The 19479-nt window shown below is 64.9% G+C and carries 14 protein-coding genes; 8 read left to right on the forward strand and 6 right to left on the reverse strand.

Going from position 1 to position 19479, the window contains the following annotated elements; translation table 11 throughout:
- Nucleotides 1–101: 101 nt before the first annotated feature.
- Entirely contained in the window at nucleotides 102–3452 is a 3351-nt protein-coding gene (locus tag LI72_RS00895; RefSeq protein WP_033923997.1) for a hybrid sensor histidine kinase/response regulator, read from the forward strand.
- Here the strand turns inward: LI72_RS00895 and LI72_RS00900 are convergent.
- Both LI72_RS00900 and acs read right to left on the reverse strand, forming a co-directional pair.
- Nucleotides 3449–4069, reverse strand: a complete 621-nt coding sequence (locus LI72_RS00900; protein WP_033923998.1) for a LuxR C-terminal-related transcriptional regulator — start codon at nucleotides 4067–4069, stop codon at nucleotides 3449–3451. The two genes, LI72_RS00895 and LI72_RS00900, sit on opposite strands and share 4 nt — an antisense overlap.
- A complete protein-coding gene (acs, locus tag LI72_RS00905; RefSeq protein ID WP_033923999.1) occupies nucleotides 4066–6021 on the reverse strand; it encodes an acetate--CoA ligase in 1956 nt (651 codons plus the stop codon). Before acs ends, LI72_RS00900 begins: the two co-directional genes overlap by 4 nt.
- A 190-nt stretch (nucleotides 6022–6211) precedes the next feature.
- Here acs and LI72_RS00910 point away from each other — a divergent pair, with 190 nt between their 5' ends.
- Entirely contained in the window at nucleotides 6212–7609 is a 1398-nt protein-coding gene (locus LI72_RS00910) for a DcaP family trimeric outer membrane transporter (RefSeq protein ID WP_231562321.1), read from the forward strand.
- 50 nt (nucleotides 7610–7659) lie between these two features.
- A complete protein-coding gene (locus tag LI72_RS00915; RefSeq protein WP_033924298.1) occupies nucleotides 7660–9330 on the forward strand; it encodes an MFS transporter in 1671 nt (556 codons plus the stop codon).
- A gap of 109 nt (nucleotides 9331–9439) precedes the next feature.
- On the opposite strand, the gene LI72_RS00920 is transcribed toward LI72_RS00915, so the two are convergent.
- The 4 genes from LI72_RS00920 to LI72_RS00935 form a co-directional block, all read right to left on the reverse strand.
- Nucleotides 9440–10147, reverse strand: coding sequence for a hypothetical protein (locus tag LI72_RS00920; protein ID WP_081984501.1), 708 nt, complete (start codon nucleotides 10145–10147; stop codon nucleotides 9440–9442).
- Nucleotides 10144–11154, reverse strand: coding sequence for a sterol desaturase family protein (locus LI72_RS00925; RefSeq protein WP_033924001.1), 1011 nt, complete (start codon nucleotides 11152–11154; stop codon nucleotides 10144–10146). Before LI72_RS00925 ends, LI72_RS00920 begins: the two co-directional genes overlap by 4 nt.
- Before the next feature lie 143 nt (nucleotides 11155–11297).
- Nucleotides 11298–12194, reverse strand: coding sequence for an MBL fold metallo-hydrolase (locus tag LI72_RS00930; protein ID WP_231562322.1), 897 nt, complete (start codon nucleotides 12192–12194; stop codon nucleotides 11298–11300).
- Between the two features lie 40 nt (nucleotides 12195–12234).
- Nucleotides 12235–14673: a TonB-dependent receptor gene (locus LI72_RS00935; RefSeq protein ID WP_033924003.1), complete on the reverse strand. Its 2439-nt coding sequence runs from the start codon at nucleotides 14671–14673 to the stop codon at nucleotides 12235–12237.
- Between the two features lie 768 nt (nucleotides 14674–15441).
- On the opposite strand from LI72_RS00935, the gene LI72_RS00940 reads away from it, so the two are divergent.
- Genes LI72_RS00940 through LI72_RS00960 form a run of 5 tightly spaced genes read left to right on the forward strand, consistent with a single transcriptional unit; the run spans nucleotide 15442 to nucleotide 19479 of the window.
- Nucleotides 15442–16524, forward strand: a complete 1083-nt coding sequence (locus LI72_RS00940) for a putative urea ABC transporter substrate-binding protein (RefSeq protein ID WP_033924004.1) — start codon at nucleotides 15442–15444, stop codon at nucleotides 16522–16524.
- A gap of 38 nt (nucleotides 16525–16562) precedes the next feature.
- Nucleotides 16563–17378 carry an ABC transporter permease gene (locus LI72_RS00945; protein WP_033924300.1) on the forward strand — a complete coding sequence of 272 codons (816 nt, stop codon included), beginning with the start codon at nucleotides 16563–16565 and terminating at the stop codon, nucleotides 17376–17378.
- On the forward strand, nucleotides 17375–18181 hold the full coding sequence (locus LI72_RS00950) for an ABC transporter ATP-binding protein (protein ID WP_033924005.1): 807 nt from the start codon (nucleotides 17375–17377) through the stop codon (nucleotides 18179–18181). Before LI72_RS00945 ends, LI72_RS00950 begins: the two co-directional genes overlap by 4 nt.
- Nucleotides 18182–18217: 36 nt before the next feature.
- On the forward strand, nucleotides 18218–18658 hold the full coding sequence (locus LI72_RS00955) for a CopG family ribbon-helix-helix protein (RefSeq protein WP_443018103.1): 441 nt from the start codon (nucleotides 18218–18220) through the stop codon (nucleotides 18656–18658).
- Complete coding sequence (locus LI72_RS00960) at nucleotides 18655–19479, forward strand: urea amidolyase associated protein UAAP1 (RefSeq protein ID WP_033924007.1); 825 nt, start codon at nucleotides 18655–18657, stop codon at nucleotides 19477–19479. The genes LI72_RS00955 and LI72_RS00960 overlap by 4 nt, the downstream gene beginning before the upstream one ends.

A 19479-nucleotide genomic window follows, 5' to 3' on the forward strand; every position in this document is an offset into this window, starting at 1 on the left:
GTGTCCCGTGCCGGGCAGGCTTGCTGACAGGCCGTCTGCTGGCGTAGCGTGGCGGCAAGCTACGGCGCCGGTGCGGCGCATGGGGGAGGGTGGCGCGACAGATGAGCCTGCCATCGGCAGCATTGATCGGGCTTGCGGTAATCCTGCTGCTGTTTGCGGTGGCTGCGGTCGTGGAAGGTCGCCAGGGGATTGCGGTGCGCCGACCCTGGCTGCGCCAGGGCGCGTATACGCTGGCGCTGGGCGTCTATTGCTCGAGCTGGACCTTCTATGGCGCAGTCGGCAGCATCGTGCGCGACGGCTGGTATTATCTGCCGATCTATCTGGCGCCGATCTGCCTGTTGCTGGGCGCGCCACGGTTTCTCAAGCGGCTGGCGCAGGCCGTGGCCGAAGAGCAGGCGACCACGGTATCGGACTTTATCGCCGCGCGCTTTGGCCATGACGGCGGCGTCGCGCGGCTGGTGACGCTGATCGCGCTGGTTGGCACGATCCCCTATGTCGCGCTGCAGTTCCGCTCGATCGGCGGCGCGATCTCGCTCGCATCGGGCCGCCCGATTGCCGATGCCGCGATGATCGGCGCGGCAGGTCTGCTCGCGCTGTTCGCGATCCTGTTCGGCGCACGCCGCTATGAACTCGCCGGGCGCAGCGAGGGGCTGCTCTACGCGATCGGCCTGGAGTCGGTGATCAAGATCGTCGCGCTGACGGCGGTCGCGGCGGTGGCAGTGACGCTGCTGCTGCGCGCCGATGCGCGCACGGTGGATGTCGGGCTGCAACTGCTGGCTGACAATTTCCAGCCGGAGCGGCTGTCATCCGAGTTTGCGGTGATCTTCCTGATCTCGCTGATGGCGATCATCGCACTCCCCCGGCAGTTCTACATGGGGCTGGTCGAGGCGCAGGATGCAGGCGCGCTGGGCCGGGCGCGCTTTGGCCTTGCCGCCTATTTGGCGGTGATGGCGATCATGGCGCTGCCGATCGCGCTCGCCGGGGCGAGCCTCGCCCAGGGCGGCGCGGGCGCAGACCTGTATGTGCTGCAGATCCCGGCGCTGGCGGGCAGCGGCTTTGTGCTGGCACTTGCGCTGATCGGCGGAATCAGCGCGGCGGCATCGATGGTGATCGTCGATTCGACGGCGCTGGCCACAATGGTGTCCAACGACCTCATCTTTCCCGCCCTGCTGCGCAGCCATCGCTCGGATGCCGCCGAAGGCGCGTTCGGTCGTCGGATGCTGCGGCTGCGGCGCGCGTCGATCCTGGGGATCGTCGCCGCATCGCTGGCCTGGGCACTGCTGATCCCGGCGGACAACACGCTGGCCTCGATCGGGCTGATCGCCTTTGCCGCCATGGCGCAGTTTACCCCGCACCTGATCCTCGCGACCCAGCGCGGCGGACGCGATGCGATGGCGGGGCGCGTCAGCCTGTCGATCGGTTTCGCCTTGTGGCTGTACACGCTGGCGCTCCCGCCGATCCTGCCCGCGCCATGGGCTGCGGCGTTGGCTGGATCGCTGGCCGATCCGCTGCGGCTGTTCGGCATCGGCAATGCCTCGCCGCTGGTGCATGGTGTCGCGTGGAGCCTGGGGGCCAATCTGCTGGCATACGGCCTTGTCGCTGCGCGCAAGGTCCAGCCCCGACCCTTGCTGCTGCAGCTGCGCGGGCAGCAGAAGATCAGCGATCTGGACGATCTGGCCCGGCTCACCGCCAGCTTTGTCGGGACCGAACGGGCGCGGGCGGAGTTTCCCGGCGCTGCCGCGGGCGTGCCGGTGACGCGCGAGGCAGCACAGCGCGCGCGCGACCTGATTGCGCGCGTGGTGGGCGCATCGTCGGCCCGCGCGCTGGTCGCCTCCGCACTGGCGGGCAGCCAGATGAGCCTGGCCGATGTCACGCGGCTGCTGGGCGAGCGGGGCCAGTCGCTGCGCTTCTCGCGCGAACTGCTGGCTGCCACGTTCGAGAATGTCGATGCCGGGATCAGCGTGGTCGATGCCGAAATGAACCTCATCGCCTGGAACAGTCAGTATCTCGGCATTTTCGGCTACCCGCCCGACCTTGTCCGCGTCGGCACGCCGGTGGCTGAGCTGATCCGCTACAATGCCCGGCTGGGCGATTTCGGGTCTGAGGATATCGAGCATCACGTCGACAAGCGCCTTGGCCATATGCGCCGCGGCCAGCCGCACAGCTTCGAGCGGCAGCGCAAGGACGGTCGCGTGATCAAGACCGTGGGCGGTCCGATGCCGGGCGGCGGCTATGTCACCAGCTTCACCGACATCACCGGCGAGGCGCAGGTGCGCGACGAGCTGGAACGGACACTGGCCGAGCTGGAGCAGCGCGTCGCCGATCGCACCCGGGAACTCAGCACCGCCAATCGTCAGTTGGCCGAGGCGACGCGCGACAAGACCCGCTTTCTGGCCGCCGCCAGCCATGACCTGCTGCAGCCGCTCCACGCCGCGCGCCTGTTCACCGCCGCGCTGGCCCGCGATGCCGAGCCGGGAACGCAGATGCTGGCGGGGCGGATCGACAGCGCGATCGGCGCTGCCGACGGGTTGATCCGCGCCCTGCTCGACATCAGCCGGCTCGATGCGGGCGGGGTGGAGCCCAGCCCGGAGCCGGTGGCGCTCAAGCCTTTTCTCACCGACCTTGCCGAAAGCTTCGTGCCGATGGCAGAAGACAAGGGGCTGGGGCTGCGCATCGGGCCGCTTGCCGGCCATGTCCATACCGACCCGGGCCTGCTCCGCTCGATCGTGCAGAATTTCCTGTCCAACGCGCTGCGCTACACGCCCGAAGGCGTGGTGCTGATCGGTACGCGCCGGCGGGGGGCGCGCATCCGCATCGATATCATCGACACCGGCGTGGGCATCGCGGCCGAGCAGATCGACACGATCTTTGCCGAGTTCACCCGGCTGGGACAGGTCGAGGCGGAAGGGCTGGGTCTGGGGCTGGCCTTGTGCGAGCGCATCGCGCGGTTGCTGGGCGGGGAGATCGAGGTCCGCTCGGTTCCAGGCAGGGGCAGCCGGTTCAGCCTGCTGCTGCCCGCCGCGCCGCCGCAGATCGCGGCCAGGATGCCGGTCATGCCATTGGCGCAGACGACGCCAGCGCGCGCTTTGAACGTGCTGGTGATCGACAACGATCCGTTGATCGTTGAGGGCACGGTGGGTCTGCTCAAGGCTCTGGGCCATGCCGCGACGGGCGTTGGCGATCCGGCGACTGCGCTGGCCGCAAAAGGCCCGTTCGATGCGACGCTGGTCGACTTCCATCTGGGCACGGCGACCGACGGCCTGGCGCTGATCGCGGCGTTGCGCGAATGTCATCCCGCCCTGCCTGCAGCCTTGGTCACCGCGCAGGGATCGCCCGAGCTCTCGCGGCGCGCAGCACCCATGGGCGTGGCGATCATCGCCAAGCCGGCTGGTGCAGAGGCGATCGGCGGTTTTCTGGCAAGCGTCGGGGAGGTGGCCGCCAAACCGTCCTAGTGCCTGAGATCGAGCCCCAGCGAGCGGGCGACCAATGCTGCCTGGGTGCGGTTCTGCACGCCCAGCTTGCGCATGATCGTGGTCATGTGCGCTTTCACCGTCGCCTCGCTCATGCCGAGGTCATGCGCGATCTGCTTGTTGAGCTTGCCGTCGATCACCTCGATCAGCACCTTGAGCTGGGTGGGGGTGAGGCCCGCCACGTCCTGGGGCAGGGGTTCCGGATCGCGCGGCGCGGAAGCGGCGGGCGCTCGTCCGCCCAGCGCGCGCGCGATCGCGGTCTCGATCGAGTCGAGATCGCTGTCCTTGGGGATGAAGCCCACCGCACCCAACTGCCGCGCCTCATCCGCAACCCCCGCGCCTTCGGCACTGGACACCACCAGGATCGGCACTTCGGGCCGTTCGGCGTGGAGCAGCGCGATGCCCGAATAGCCCATCGCGCCGGGCATCTTGAGGTCGAGCAGGATCAGCCGCAGGCCTTGCGCCGTACTGGCGGCGGCAGCGGCGGCGGCCAATGTGCCGCATTCCAGAATCTGCGCCTGCGGAGCGACCCGGCTGACCGCCAGGATCAAGGCCTGGCGGAACAGCGGGTGGTCATCCGCGATCAGGATCGTTTCTATGTCGCGTCTGCCAGTTGCGGTCTCTCGCGCACAAGATGATCGACAACCGAAGGATCGGCAAGCGTCGATGTATCGCCCAGGTTCGACAGGTCGTTCTCGCCGATCTTGCGCAGGATGCGGCGCATGATCTTGCCCGAGCGGGTCTTGGGCAGCGCGGGGGTGAACTGGATGATGTCGGGCGTCGCAATCGGGCCGATCTCATGGCGGACCCATTGCACCAGATCGCGGCGCAGCGCCTCGTCGGGCTCGACCTCGACATTGGTGGTGACGAAGGCATAGATGCCCTGGCCCTTGACCGCGTGCGGCATGCCGACCACCGCAGCTTCGGCCACCTTGGGATGCGCGACCATCGCGCTTTCGATTTCGGCTGTGCCCATGCGGTGGCCCGAGACGTTGATGACGTCGTCGATGCGGCCCGTGATCCAGTAATAGCCGTCCGCATCGCGCTTGCAGCCATCGCCGGTGAAATACAGGCCCTTGAAGGTGGTGAAATAGGTCTGGAAGAAGCGCTCGTGGTCGCCCCAGACGGTGCGCATCTGGCCGGGCCAGCTGCGGTCGATCACCAGACAGCCTTCGCCCGCACCCTCTATCACCTCGCCCTCGGGTGTCAGCAGCAGCGGCTTGACGCCGAACATCGGCTTGGCGGCGGAGCCGGGTTTGAGCGCATGCGCACCCGGCAGTGGCGTCATCATGCAGGCTCCGGTTTCGGTCTGCCACCAAGTGTCGACGATCGGGCAGCGGCCTTCGCCGACGACACGGTGATACCATTCCCAAGCCTCCGGATTGATCGGTTCGCCCACCGATCCCAGCAGGCGCAGGGACTTGCGGCTGGTGCGCGTCACCCAGTCGTCGCCCTCACGCATCAGCGCGCGCAGCGCGGTGGGAGCGCCGTAGAAGATCTCGACGCCGAACTTGTCGACCACCTGCCAGAAGCGCGAGGCATCGGGCCAGGTCGGAACGCCCTCGAACATCACCGTCGTCGCGCCCATCATCAGCGGGGCATAGACGACATAGCTGTGCCCGGTGACCCAGCCGACATCGGCGGCGCACCAGTAGATCTGGCCGGGGCGGTAATCGAAGACATATTGGAAGGTCATCGCCGCCCAGACGGCATAGCCGCCGGTGCTGTGCAGCACGCCCTTGGGCTTGCCGGTGGACCCGGACGTGTACAGGATGAACAGCGGGTCTTCCGCGCCCATTTCCTCTGCCGGGCAGTCTGCCGATTGCGCAGCAACGCCGCTGGCCCAGTCGATGTCGCGACCTTCGACCATCGGCACGTCCGCGCCGGTGCGCTTGAGCACGATGACGGTATCCACTGCCTCGCAATGATGGCCGAGCGCCGCATCGACATTGGCCTTGAGCGGAACACGCTTGCCTGCGCGCAGGCCTTCGTCGGCGGTGACGACGATGCGGCTGTCGCAATCCTGGATGCGGCCCGCCAGAGCCTCGGGCGAGAAGCCTGCAAACACCACCGAATGGATTGCGCCGATGCGGGCGCAGGCGAGCATCGCGACCGCAGCCTCGGGCACCATCGGCAGATAGAGCGTGACCCGTTCGCCGCGCTTCACCCCTTGGGCTTTCAGCAGGTTGGCAAACCGGCAGACCATTTCGTGCAGGTCGCGATAGGTGATGGAACGGCTGGGCTCGTCCGGGCTGTCGGGCTCCCACAGGATCGCGATTTGTTCGCCGCGTTCGGCCAGATGGCGGTCGAGGCAGTTCGCGGCGAGGTTGAGCGTGCCATCGGCAAACCAGCGGATACCGAAATCGGCCTCGTCGAAGCTGGCTTCGCTGACCTGGGTGAACGGCCTGATCCAGTCGATGCGCTGGGCTTCCTCGCGCCAGAAGGCATCGGGCTGCTCGATCGACTGGCGGTAGCGCTCTTCGTAGACCGGCGCGGTGATCAGCGCGTTGGCGGCCCAGTCGGCGGGCACGGGATAGATGGTCTCGGCCATGGTCACTCTCCTCGTCTGGCTGCGTCTGAGGCGCAGGGCTGGGGGCATGATACGGCGACGGGCGGCGCGCCGGACCTTAGACAAAGGTCGTAGCCTTACGACCATGGTCTGTCTGGCGACGCACCACCATTGAGCGAACACTGCGTCCACTACCGGGAACAATCCGGAGCTGGTTTGCAGGAGAGGTACAATGCCAAGGGCGAAGGGCCGATCATGGCTGATGCTGCTAGGGGCGAGCGCACTGATGGCGCCGCACCTGGCGATGGCGCAAACGCCGCGCGAGCAGGCGCTGGAAGAGCGGCTGGCACGGCTGGAGGCCGAGATGACGACGCTGCGGGCAGACCTTGTCGCGGCGCGCGATGCGCAGGCGCAAACCGCAGCCGCCGCCACCCAGGCATCCACCCGCAGCGAAGAGGCGGTTTCGCGGCTTGCCGCGCTCGAAGCCGAGCCCCAGGCGCCGGCCGAAGGCTTCCGCGTCGGCAGCACGACCTTCAGGCTGGGCGGGTTCGTCAAGGCTGTCGCCAGCGCGACCCGCTTTGACGATGGCATGCTGGCCGGGGGATCCTTGGGCAAGGAATTCTATCTGCCCCAGCAGATCCCGGTTGGCGGGTCAGCCACCCGCGACTTCATGGCCAATGCGCGCCAGACCCGGCTGTTCTTCACCAGTTCCACGCCCGTTGGCGGCAAGGAGGTGAAGAGCCATATCGAGTTCGACTTTGCATTGGCGACCGCACCGCCAGGAGCGCAGCGCGCGACCAATGCCTATACGCCGACCCTGCGCCGGGCCTTTCTGACCTACGACCGGTTTCTGATCGGTCAGGAATGGACCACCTTCCAGAACCCCGCGCTGCTGCCCGAGAGCACCGATTTCGTAGGGCCGCTGGAGGGCACGGTGTTCGTGCGCCAGATGATGGTGCAATATCGCCAGCCCTTGGGGCAGGGGCTGGACCTCTATCTGGCGCTGGAGAACCCGCAGACCGAAACGGTGAACACCACCAATGCCGCGCTCGCCGACAACGATCAGGACCGCGTTCCCGACCTTGTGGGCAAACTGGTCTACAAGGCGCCCGGGCTCGATCTGCATCTGGCCGGACTGGTGCGCCAGCTTTCGGTGCACGATGGCGGCAGCGGCGATGAGGCGCTGGGCTGGGGCCTGTCGGCGGGCGGCAGGTTCGCCTTCGGGCCGGACAAGCGCCACGATATCCGCCTCAGCGCCACCTATGGCGATGGCATCGGCCGCTATCTTGGCCTCGGCTACGCGCCCGATGCGCTGTACGATCGGGGCGTGCTGGGCAATCGGCTGCTGAATGTCGAGAATTTCGCCGGCTTTGCCTCGCTCAGGCTCGGCTGGACCGGCAATCTGCGTTCGACCTTCGCGGCGGGTTACCAGCATGCCGACTATCCGCGCGGCATCGCCGTGCCGGGGCTGGCGAATGTGTCTGCCTATAGCCTCGCCGCCAATCTCTTCTGGTCTCCGGTCAAAAATCTCGACATCGGCATCGAGGTTCGCCACGCCGGTCGGGAAGTCGCAAGCGGGCTCAAGGGACAGATGGACCGCGTTGAAATGGCTGCGAAATATACCTTCTGACAACATGATCTAACAACTGGTTCCAACAATACAGGCAAGGAGTGGGGATGATGGCTACAATTCCGGAGGATGCTTTGCCCAAGCATCACCAGGCGACGCAGGGGGAGAAGCTGGTCATCGCCGCGTCTTCGCTCGGTACGGTGTTCGAATGGTATGATTTCTACCTCTACGGACTGCTGGCCACCTATATTTCGGCGCAGTTCTTCTCGGGCGTCAACGAGACAACAGGCTTCATTTTCGCGCTCGCCGCCTTTGCCGCAGGCTTTGCGGTAAGGCCGTTCGGCGCGCTCGTCTTCGGTCGCATCGGCGATCTGGTCGGACGCAAGAACACCTTTCTGGTCACAATGGGGATCATGGGCATTTCGACCTTCGCGGTCGGCCTGCTCCCCAGCTATGCCTCGATCGGGGTGGCTGCCCCGATCATCCTCGTTGCGCTGCGCCTGGCACAGGGACTTGCGCTGGGCGGGGAATATGGCGGCGCTGCCACCTATGTCGCCGAACACGCGCCCGAGGGCAAACGCGGCCTTTACACCAGCTGGATCCAGACCACCGCGACCTTCGGCCTGTTCGCGGCCTTGCTGGTGGTCATCGGCTTCCGCTTCGCGCTCGGCGAAGAAGCCTTCGCCGCCTGGGGCTGGCGCCTGCCGTTCCTGATCTCGATCGTGCTGCTGGGCGTCTCGATGTGGATCCGTCTGCAGCTCAACGAAAGCCCCGTCTTCCAGAAGATGAAGGACGAAGGCACCACCTCCAAGGCGCCGCTGACCGAAGCGTTTGCCAAATGGGGCAATCTGCGCTGGGTGATCATCGCGCTGCTGGGCGCCGTGATGGGGCAGGCGGTGGTCTGGTATGCCGGGCAGTTCTATGCGCTGTTCTTCCTGGAAAAGACGCTGCGGGTCGATGGTGCAACGGCGAACATCCTGATCGCGATCGCACTGGCACTGGCAACCCCGTTCTTCGTGTTCTTCGGCTGGCTGTCGGACAAGATCGGCCGCAAGCCGATCATCCTGGGCGGCTGCGCGCTGGCGGCGCTGACCTATTTCCCGCTGTTCGGCGCGTTGACCCAGGCCGCTAACCCGGCTCTGGCTGAAGCGCAGATCGCGGCACCGGTCAGCATCGCCGCACACCAGGACGAGTGCTCGTTCCAGTTCGACCCGATCGGCAAGAACACCTTCGACACCTCCAGCTGCGATATCGCCAAGACCTATCTGGCCAAGGCCGGCGTCAGCTACACCAACGTCGAAGCTGCAGCCGGAACCGTGGCCAAGGTCAGCATCGGCGATACCGTGTTCACCGCGCCCGATCCCGATGGTCTGGAGGGCGACGCCAAGAAGGCGGCGATCAAGGCGTTCCAGGACGAGCTGAAGGCCGGGCTGGTCGCGGTCGGCTATCCGGAAAAGGCCGACAATGCCCGTATCAACAAGGTGGCCGTGGTGGCGATCCTGTGGGCGCTGGCGATGCTGGTGACGATGGTCTACGGGCCGATCGCCGCGATGCTGGTCGAGCTTTTCCCCAGCCGCATCCGCTATACCTCGATGTCCTTGCCCTATCACATCGGCAATGGCTGGTTCGGCGGCTTCCTGCCCACCACCGCGTTCGCGATGGTCGCAGCTACTGGCAACATCTATTACGGCCTGTGGTATCCGGTCGTGGTGGCGGCAGCGACGGTGGTGATCGGGCTGCTGTTCCTGCCCGAAACCTTCCGCCGCAATATCGACGACTAAGCCTGTCGATACAGCAGGAAGATCCAGCGTGTCCGGTGGTCCCGGGCACGCTGGCTCGTTTCTGCAATTCCGATTTGAGTCGTGTCTGGCCCCGCGCGGCCTCGAGCCGTCAGCCCATCAGGTTGCGGCGGAAGCGAATCTTGATCAGCCGATCCTCGAGCACGCGGCCCACGCCATAGAGGATTGCGAAGAGCACGGCGAAGACATAGGCCGCTGTCGGCGACTGCTTGTTGTTCTTCTTGTCCTCGTCCTTCTTGGCCTTCGACTTCTCATCCTTCTTGGGCTTTTCGGGCGCGGGCGCACCCAGAAACTGGTCGATCGGGTGCAGCGTGCGCACCTTCTTTTCTTCCGCCTTCTTCTTTTCTTCCTGCAGCTTTTTCTCGGCCGCGGTCGGCGGGCCCTCGAGCACGCCGATGCCGACGATCATCTGCCCGAAGGCGACGAACAGCAGCGGCGCAAGAAAGCAGAACAGCAGCGCGCGGCTGACCATCCGATAGCGCAGCACCCCCCCGGCTTCGCCGCGCTCGACCTGCAGGATGCCATGGTCGTAGATCGACATCCGGTCCTGTGCCAGCTGGTCCTTCTTGGTGAAGGTCAGCGTGTCGTCGGCGCGGTCGAAACGGGTGCCATGGGTCTGGAAGAACGGCTCCAGCCGGTCAAACGCCTCGTCCGCGGTCTGGCCGGCAGGCAAGGCAAGGCTGCCCCGGACCGTCCAGATCCAGTCGATCTTCCGCATGTTGGGCCCACCATCGCCGGACTGGTCCTGACCGGACATTGCATGACCGGTCGCATCGAGCACCTGGCTGCGCTCGCTCATTCCGCCCGCACCGGCTGCGTTTCGCCAAACAGTTCGCCTGCGCCATCGGCCTTGCCGAACCGTTCCTTCATCGTCTTCCAGCCTTCGGTGAAAGGATAGGTCATCTGCTCGCGGATCGACATGCGCCGTCCGCCTTCCATGCCCAGCAATTCGGCCTCGCCATCAACGCAGGTGCCGAACATGCGATCGATGAAGATGAAGTTGCTGGCATAGTTGCTGCGGGTCGCTTCGAAATCCTGCGAATGGTGCAGGCTGTGGTGCTCGGTCGTGTTGAACAGATAGCGCCACCAGCGCGGCGTGTTGAAGCGGACGTTGATGTGCTGATAAACGCCGATCGACATGCCGATCGCGCCTGCAAGCAGGGCCGCGCGCGGCAGGAAGTCGAAGAAGCCACCGATACCGATACCGATCAGGAACAGCTCGACCGGGTTGCCGACCGCGCCCTTGTTGATGTTGAGCTGGGTGATGTAGTGATGCACCGAATGGGTGAGCCACAGCGGGTACCAGTTGTGCATCCCGCGGTGCATCCAGTATTGGCCGAAATCGAAGATGAACAGGATCAGGAAGGCCTGGACCAGCAGCGGCAGCCCGGTGAACCAGGCGAGCTTGCCCCAGTCGAAAGTGGTGATGGCGCTTTCGATGATCACGTCGCTGCCGATGTAATTGTCGACCATGTTGAGGATGGTATAGCCCAGCCCGACATAGAACAGGTCGGTGACGCATTCCTTCCAGGTCAGCTGCCAGCTTTCGAACCGCGGATTGACCCATTCCAGCGCCAGCAGCAGCACGCGAAAGGCAATGCCGATCCCGATCGCGGTCGATGCCTTGGCAATCGAGTTGGGGGCATAATACCAGAAGGCGATCATCGCGAAGAGCACAGCCGGCTGGAAATAGGTGAACACGAACTGCTTGACCGGCCCGCCCTCGACCCGGGGGATGTTTTCCCAGCCGATGGTCACGGGAGACTGAGCTCCGATCACCCGATTGCCTACGCGGACTCCGTTCATGGGCCTGTACTCGCATTTTTGCCCCGGACGCCTGGTGCGTGATGGGGTCAGGTTGAGGTCGCTATGGTGCCTACCGTTGTAAAATCGTGGCCATCACGCCAGACGGCATTATGGTATAGTTCCCATAGACTGGATTGATGGGGTCATTCGGCACGCGGTGGTACCGGGGTGATGATGAAGCGGTTGTGCACCTGTGGTTGATCCGGATTGTCGAGCCGGGCCTTCAGCCCGGTGCGCAATTCGGCGATGGTGCCCGCGGGCAGCTCGAGCGGATGCTCGTCCGGATGAGTCAGCGCCTCATGGCCGTAATCGCGCCCCGGCGTGCGGGTCATTTCGATATGCGCCCCCAGCACCGCGCGGATCGGGTGGCGTTTGGCAAAAGCGGCCAGCCGGTCGATGCTCGCGCGGTTGTCATCGAGGAAATTGACCGGGATATACAGTCGGCCCGGATAGAGCGTGTCCCCCGACAGCAGGATCTTGAGCCGGGGATCATAGACCATGATCGCTGCGGCCTGATGGCCCGGGGTGGGCAGGATGCGGAGCGCGCGGCCGCCCAGATCGAAGGTCGCGATCTGCTCGGGCCAGTTGCCGATGCCGAAGAAGCTTGCGACATCGGCGGCCTTCAACCCGACGACAACGGTGTCCGGGCGATCGCGGAAGGCGGCATCGCCCGCGACATGATCGCCATGGCTGTGGCTGTGCGCTACGATCAGCGGGATCGTCTGACGCTTGTTGGCCGCCAGCCAGTCGGCGATGATCCCGTCGACCACCGGTCTGATCTTGCCGCCCTCCGCGCCACTGTCGATCAGCAGCACCCTGTCGCGGCCGAACAGCAGATAGAGAAACGGCGCCTCGAAATTGGTCGCGATCGACTGGCGGATGACAAAGGTATCGGCGTCAAGCGCCTGGACTTGCGCGGACGGCTCTGCGCCCTGGGTGCCATCGATCCAGCGTTCGGCAAACAGACGGGGCAGGGGCTCTGCGGGGGCCGCGACCAGCGGGGTGCCGATGAGGCACCCCGCCAGCAAGGTTGCTGGCACAAGCCTGATCAAGGGTTTCAGGCCTGCCACCTCAGCGCGCTCAGAAACTGTAGCGCGCTTCGATGCCGATCACCCGCGGGGTGAGCACCGAACGTCCGTAATAGCGGGAAATGATCCCGCCGTTGACGAAGCCGAAGCGGCTGCGGTCGTTGCTGATCCCGGTGACGGCATATTCGTTGGTGATGTTGTTGGCGAACAGCGAGATTTCATAGCTGTCGGCAACCTGATAGGTGATGGCGGCCCGATGGGTCAGATAGTCGGGCAAGGTCTCGCCAAAACCGCGATTGCCGACACGGCTCAGGATGTTGCCGGTGTAGGTCGCGGTCCAGTTGAACTTGACTTCGCCATTGTCGCCCACCGGCACCACGTAATCGGCCGCAAACGATCCGCTGTGCTTGGCCGATCCCGGCAATCTGTCGCCATCAAACACGCCGACGCGGACAAACTTGGGTCGGACGCTGGCCACCTGGCTGTTGCGGATCTGCAGCAGGTTGGGGACATCCGCGGTCAGCTGCGCATCGAGGTACGAATAGTTTCCGCGCAGCGAGAACTCCGGCGTGATCTGCGCCCGGAACGAGAAATCGAACCCGCGGTTGCGTGCGGCGCCGCCGTTGGTCAGAATGCCGATCCCGCCAAACTCGGTCGCGCTGGCCAGCTGGATGCCATCCCAGTTGACCTGGAACACCGACAGATTGACCGAGAGCTTCTTGTCGAACGCCGTTGCGCGGACGCCGAGCTCGAAATTCTCCGTCTCATCGGGCCCGTAGAACAGTTCGTTGGGCAGCGCGCAGATGTTCTGCTGGTTGAGATTGAGCGGGAGGACGCAGGGGGCGGCCCCGGTATTCGCCCCGCCAAGCCTGTAGCCCGTGCTGTAGGTCAGATAGATCAGGGCATCGTCGCTGAACTTGTACGAGGTGTTGGCCTTGTAGACGACGCCGGACGCGCTTGCTTGGCCCTGGCTGGACGGAATATCGTCATCGCTGGCGATCGGGCCGTCAAAATAGGGCAGCACCGAGCCCCCGATGCGCTGCAGATCATAGCCGTAATAGCGCAGGCCGCCGGTGATCTGCCATTCGGGCGTCACCTGGTAGGTGGCTTCGCCGAAAATCGCGCGTTCCTTGATGTTGCTGCGCCCGAAGGAGGCATATTCGTTGTCATCGGCATTGGGGATCACACCAAAGGCCTGGCCGGTGGGTGACGCGGCAAAGCCGGGAATGAACTCGCGATAGCTCGTGCTGGTCTTGGACTTGTTGTAGAACGCGCCGAGCACCCAGCTGAACGGGCCGCCATGGGTCGAGAGCAGCCGGATTTCCTGGTTGAACTGCCGGGTCCTTGCGTTGGACCGCGTGAAACCGGTGAAGGCCGGGAAACCTTCATAGCCATAGTCGAGATCGAGCAGCAGGTCGGTGACATCGACCGAGCTGTTGTTGCTTGTCCGGGTGTAGCCGGTCGAGGACACCAGCTGCGCGAAATCGCCGAGTTCGACTTCGACTTCGAGGCTCAACAGATGCGCCCGGCGGGTTGCGGGCTCCAGCACGCGCCATGGGCCTTCATACCGGCCTTCGCCCAGAACGCCGCCGCCATTGGCCTGGCGGCCGTCGGTCTTCACCTCCTGGAACGCATAGGTCAGATAGGCCTTCATGGTGTCCAGCGTCAGGCCCAGCTGATTGCGGGTTGTGAAGGTCTTGCCGAAGTTGACGTCTTTCTGACGCCGCAGATTGGCAGCCTGCTGCGCAGGCGTGCCCAGCGGATTGGAGGCGGGGCCAGGCTGCGGCCGCGAAACGCCGATGGTCTGCACCGTAAAGGGATAATCGATGAAGCCCGGATCGTAATAATAGCCCGTGGCGCTGCGGAAGGCCAACCGGTCGCTGATGATCGGAAGATTGATCACGCCATCGAAGACGTAACCGACGTCCTTGCTCTCCTCCATGCCGAACACGCGGGCGTGGGCACTGCCAGAGATCTTGGTGGGGTCTGGACGCTCGGGGATATAGCGCAGGGCGCCTGCCAGAGTGCCAAGTCCGTAGAGCGTGCCTTGCGGGCCAAGCAGCACTTCCACGCGCGCCATGTCGATCAGCTTGAAATCGAAATACAGTGGCACTTCGCCCAGATACACGCCGATGGCATTGTTGCCGTTGTCGGCAAAGGTGCTGGAATCGTCGGCGGAAAGGCCGCGCATGACGATCGTGCCCGCTCCACGCGGTCCGGTATCGGTGATGGTGATCCCCGGCGTGAATGCGCCGAGGTCCCGGATGTCGTTCAGGCGCTGGTCTTCAAGCTCTTCGGCACCGATGGCCGAGATGTTGATCGGCACGTCCTGCAGCGAAAGTGCGCGGCGGGTCGCCGTCACGACGATGGTGTCGGCATCGCTCTCGTCAGCAGCTTCCTGCGCGGCATCCTGCGCCAGCAACGGCTGTGCGCTCACGCCCATGAGCATGGTTGCGCTCATCAGCGCGGTGCGGAACATAGTATTCGTCATTGATCGACCCCCCTTTCAAGGTGAGCCTTTCACACATGACACCCCATCCCATTGACGCTCTGACTATGCCGGCGCCTTGTTTGCCGTTTTTCGGCGTGATTGTGTTGCAGTTCGTGACCCGCGCCCCTGAACGCGCAGGCGGTATTGAGCGCACGGTACCGCGATGGTCCGCACGTCTTTTTGGCGAGCCAGGCTTGGCAGGCGGATCGGGGCGGTTGCGCCGCCAACCCGGTTGACGCGGTAAACCGCATCACCTGGATCAGCATCCGTGCAAGCTGCCCTTCGATCCACAAAACCTCGCTCTAGCTCAGTGGTTTTTCTGAATTCGCCATGTATCTGGCGATACCCAATACGGTATGGATATTACGTAATGCGTCAAGCGTAATATTTTTGCACCTGCTCAGTGTGAACCGAAACCATGTTGCGGCGCACAATATCGCCGAAATTCCGTAGCTTTTTCCAGCGCGTCGTCCGCGAGATATCCGCATCTGTCGGCGCGGCCAGATGCATTGCTTCGGCAGCGACACGCGAATCGGCAGGGCACGAACGTCTTTCTGCGGCTCCGACTCGATGGCTTGAGAGACCCCGGATTGTCGCCGTTCAGGCCAATTTCTGCGCTCGCGGGCACGGGGAAGGGCAGGGGCGTGGGCACGACGGAATGATTCGCATCGCAATCCGGTGTTATTACGTTTTTTCATGCTGGTAATATTTTTAGATGGACAAGCGCGGGGCATGGGGTGATGCTGCACTGCGAAAGGGGATCGAATCATGACGAGGCTGCTGGGGAAAGTCGGGACCATGATCGTGATGATGGGGGCGCTGCTGCTGGCGGCGTGCTCGCAGTCACCCGAGACCGCGGCCAAGCCGCGCACCGAGTTCAATATCGGCTGGTCGATCTACGCCGGATGGATGCCCTGGCCCTATGCTCAGCAGGCCGGCATCGTGAAGAAATGGGCCGACAAATACGGCATCAAGATCAACTTCGTGCAGGTCAACGACTATGTTGAATCGGTGAATCAGTACACCGCGGGCAAGTTCGATGGCGTTACCGTCACCAACATGGATGCGCTCACCATTCCCGCCGCCGGCGGCAAGGACACCACTGCGATCATTGTCGGCGATTATTCCAACGGCAATGACGGTGTGCTGCTCAAGGGCGCCAATTCGCTCAGCGCCATCAAGGGGCGCCAGGTCTATCTGGTCGAGCTTTCGGTCTCGCATTACCTGCTGACCCGTGGACTCGAAAAGGCGGGCCTCAAGTCGACCGACGTCAAGACGATCAACACCTCCGATGCCGATATCGTCGCCGCCTTTGGCGCGGCCGATGTCAACGCGGCGGTCGCCTGGAACCCCCAGCTGTCGGTGATGAAGGGCGGGGCAGGGGTGGCCCAGGTGTTCAGCTCGGCCGATATTCCAGGCGAAATTCTCGACCTGATGGTGGTCGATACCGCCACGCTCAAGGCGAACCCCAATCTGGGCAAGGCGCTGGTCGGCATATGGTATGAAACCGTCGCCCTGGTGCAGCGCGACGATGCCGAAGGGAAGGCGGCACGCGCGGCGATGGCCAAGCTTTCGGGTGCGACGCCGGAGATGTTCGACAGCCAGCTGGCGACGACCTTTCTCTACGCCGACCCCAAGGCCGCGCTCGCCGCGACAACCTCGCCCAATCTGGTGGCGACGATGACCGCGGTACGTGACTTCAGCTTCTCCAAGGGCTTGTTCAAGGGCGCCAGCAGTGCCGACGCGGTCGGCATCGCCTTCCCCGGCGGCAAGGTGTTGGGCGATCCGGGCCGGGTGACGCTGCGCTTCGATGATGCCTTCATGAAGCTCGCCGCCGATGGCAAGCTTTGAGCGACGCCGCGCGCAGCAGGCCAGGGAAGGGATCGAACATGCGCTGGGTCAACCGCCATCTGCGCCGCAGCGAACGCATCGCGCTGGGTGCCCTGCCGATCGCCTTGCTGCTGATCGTCTACATCGTCATGGCCGCACAGCGCCACGCCGACAACCCGATGGACAAGATCCTGCCGCTCCCTGGCGCGATGGCGCAGGCGATGTCGTTGCTGATCTTCCAGACCGACCAGCTGACCGGGCAGATCACCTTCTGGGTCGATACCCTGGCCAGCCTGCAGCGGCTGGCGCTGGGCCTGGGCATCGCCACGGTGATCTCGCTGATCGTCAGCCTGCTGCTCGGCGTGCTGCCACCGGTGCGCGCCACGTTCGGCCCGCTGGTCACCGGCATTGCGGTCATCCCGCCGATCGCACTGCTGCCGATCCTGTTCATCGCTCTCGGGCTGGGCGAGACCGCCAAGGTGGCGCTGATCGCCATCGGGGTGGCCCCGGTGATGATCCGCGACATCACTGCGCATATCGCCTCGCTGCCCGCCGAGCAGATCGTCAAGGCGCAGACCTTGGGCGCAAGTTCGTGGCAGATCATGATCCGCGTCGCGCTGCCACAGGCGATGCCGCGCCTGATCCATGCGGTGCGGCTGGCTCTGGGCCCGGCCTGGGTCTTCCTGATCTCGGCGGAAGCCATCGCAGCGGATGTGGGCCTGGGCTATCGCATCTTCCTGGTCCGGCGCTATCTCGCGATGGATGTGATCATCCCGTATGTCGCGTGGATCGCGTTCCTGGCGATCATGATGGATGCGACGCTGGCGTTCGCCAATCGCAAGGCCTTTCCCTGGGCGCAGGGGGCAAGCCATTGAGCGCGCCTGCCAGCCCCATCCTCAGCCTGCAGAACGTCTGGGTCGAATATGGCGACAAGATCGTGCTGGAGAAGGTCGATCTGGATATCCACGCCGGCTCGTTCGTCTCGATCATCGGCCCTTCGGGCGCGGGCAAGAGCAGCCTGCTGCGCATCATCCTGGGGCAGGAACGCCCGACGCGCGGCCGCATCGAGCTGGACGGCGCGCCGCTGTCGCCCGAATGTGGGCCCGATCGCGGCGTCGTGTTCCAGAAATACTCGGTGTTCCCGCACCTGACCGTGCTGGGCAACACGATGTTCGGGCTCGAGTGTGCGCAGGCGCCGCTGACCGCCCGGCTGTTCGGATCGGCACGCAGCCAGGCCAAGGCGCAGGCGATCGAGATGCTGCAGGCTGTGGGCCTGGGCGATACGCTCAACCAGTATCCGGCGCAGCTTTCCGGGGGCATGCAGCAGCGGCTGGCGATCGCCCAGGCGCTGATCAAGCGGCCGCGCATTCTGCTGCTCGACGAACCCTTCGGCGCGCTCGATCCGGGTATCCGCGCAGACATGCACGCGCTGATTCGGACGCTGTGGCGCGATTATGCGCTGACCATCGTGATGGTCACGCACGACATCCGCGAGGCATTCTCGCTGGGCACCCGCGTGCTGGCGCTCGACAAGCGGCGGCATGATCCGCACGCGCCGCACCGCTTTGGCGCCACCGCTGTTTACGATCTGACACTCGACAAGAAGAGCGACCCGGAAGTGACGGAGATACCAGCCGTTTCTTCCGCCGAGATCGCCGTCATCCAGGAGAGCGCGTAAGTGAGTACCGAACCGACCAGCGTGGCCCGGCTCTCGATGAGCCTTCCCGGCGAGCTGTTCCGCCAGCTCGATATCATGGTGGAAGAACGCGGCCTGCCGTCACGATCGCAGCTGATTGCCGAGCTGATCCGCCATGCGCTCGCCGCGCACGAGGCGACGACGCGTCCCGACGAGATGCTCGCCGGCACGATCACCATCGTCTATCGCGGCGACCGCGGCCGCGTCCGCCATCAGCTGGCGCAGACCCAGGCCGAATATCTCAAGGAGGTCATCTCCTCGCAGCACGTGTTCCTGGAGGACGACCAGTCCCTCGAGGTTCTGCTGGTGCAGGGCCCCGCGGTCCGCCTCAACGATCTGTGCGACGCGCTGCGCCGGGTGCGCGGTGTCCACCAGCTGCAACTCGTCACCACCACCGCCCTGCTGCCGCCGCTGTACGAGCCGGGTGCGGGCGAAAGCCTCAAGGGAGCCGCCGCATGACTGCCGTATTGAGCGATCCGCTCGCCGCGCGCGACCACGCCCGCGCCATGGCGGGGACCAGGGTCGAAGCGATGCCGGTGTTGCCGCCGGTGGCGGATGACCTGCCCGATGGCGTGTCTGCCGACGATCTGGTGTGGGAAGAGACCATCGCTGCCGGAGGCTATGCCACGCGGCGGCTGGCGCGAGGCACCCGGCTGCGGCTGATCGACACCCGGGGCGATGCCTGCGCCGGGCTGCAGCTGTTCAATGCCGACATGCCGACCGAGCGGTTGAATGTCGCCGACACGGTCAAGGTGCAGTGGAACGCCTATCTGGGCGAAGGCAAGCTGCTGCTGTCCGACATGGGCCGCGTGCTGATGAGCATCGTTGCGGATGACGCTGGCACGCACGATGCATTCTGCGGCACGTCCAACGCCGCCACCAACGCCGCGAAATATGGCGAGGGGACCAACAGCGGACCCCATCCCAATGGCCGCGACCGCTTTCTGCTGGGCGCGGGCAAGCATGGCCTGGGGCGGCGCGATGTGCATCCATGCGTCAACCTGTTCAAGGGCGCAAAGATTGCCGCAGACGGCGCGATCGTTCCCGATATTGGTCCGTTCGCACCAGGGCGCAGCGTCGTCCTGCGCGCGGAGATGGAGCTGATCGTGGTGATCGCCAACGTGCCGCACGTGCTCGATCCGCGCCCCGCCTACACGGTGTCACCCCTGCGCGTGACGGCGTGGCGCGGGCCGGTCACGCCGCAGGACGACCCCATCCGCAATGCGACCCCCGAAGGCCAGCGCGCCTTTCTGAACGTCGAAGACTATTTCCGCCGCTGA

The sequence above is a fragment of the Sphingomonas sp. 35-24ZXX genome (assembly GCF_000786215.1).
Lineage (GTDB): Bacteria > Pseudomonadota > Alphaproteobacteria > Sphingomonadales > Sphingomonadaceae > Blastomonas.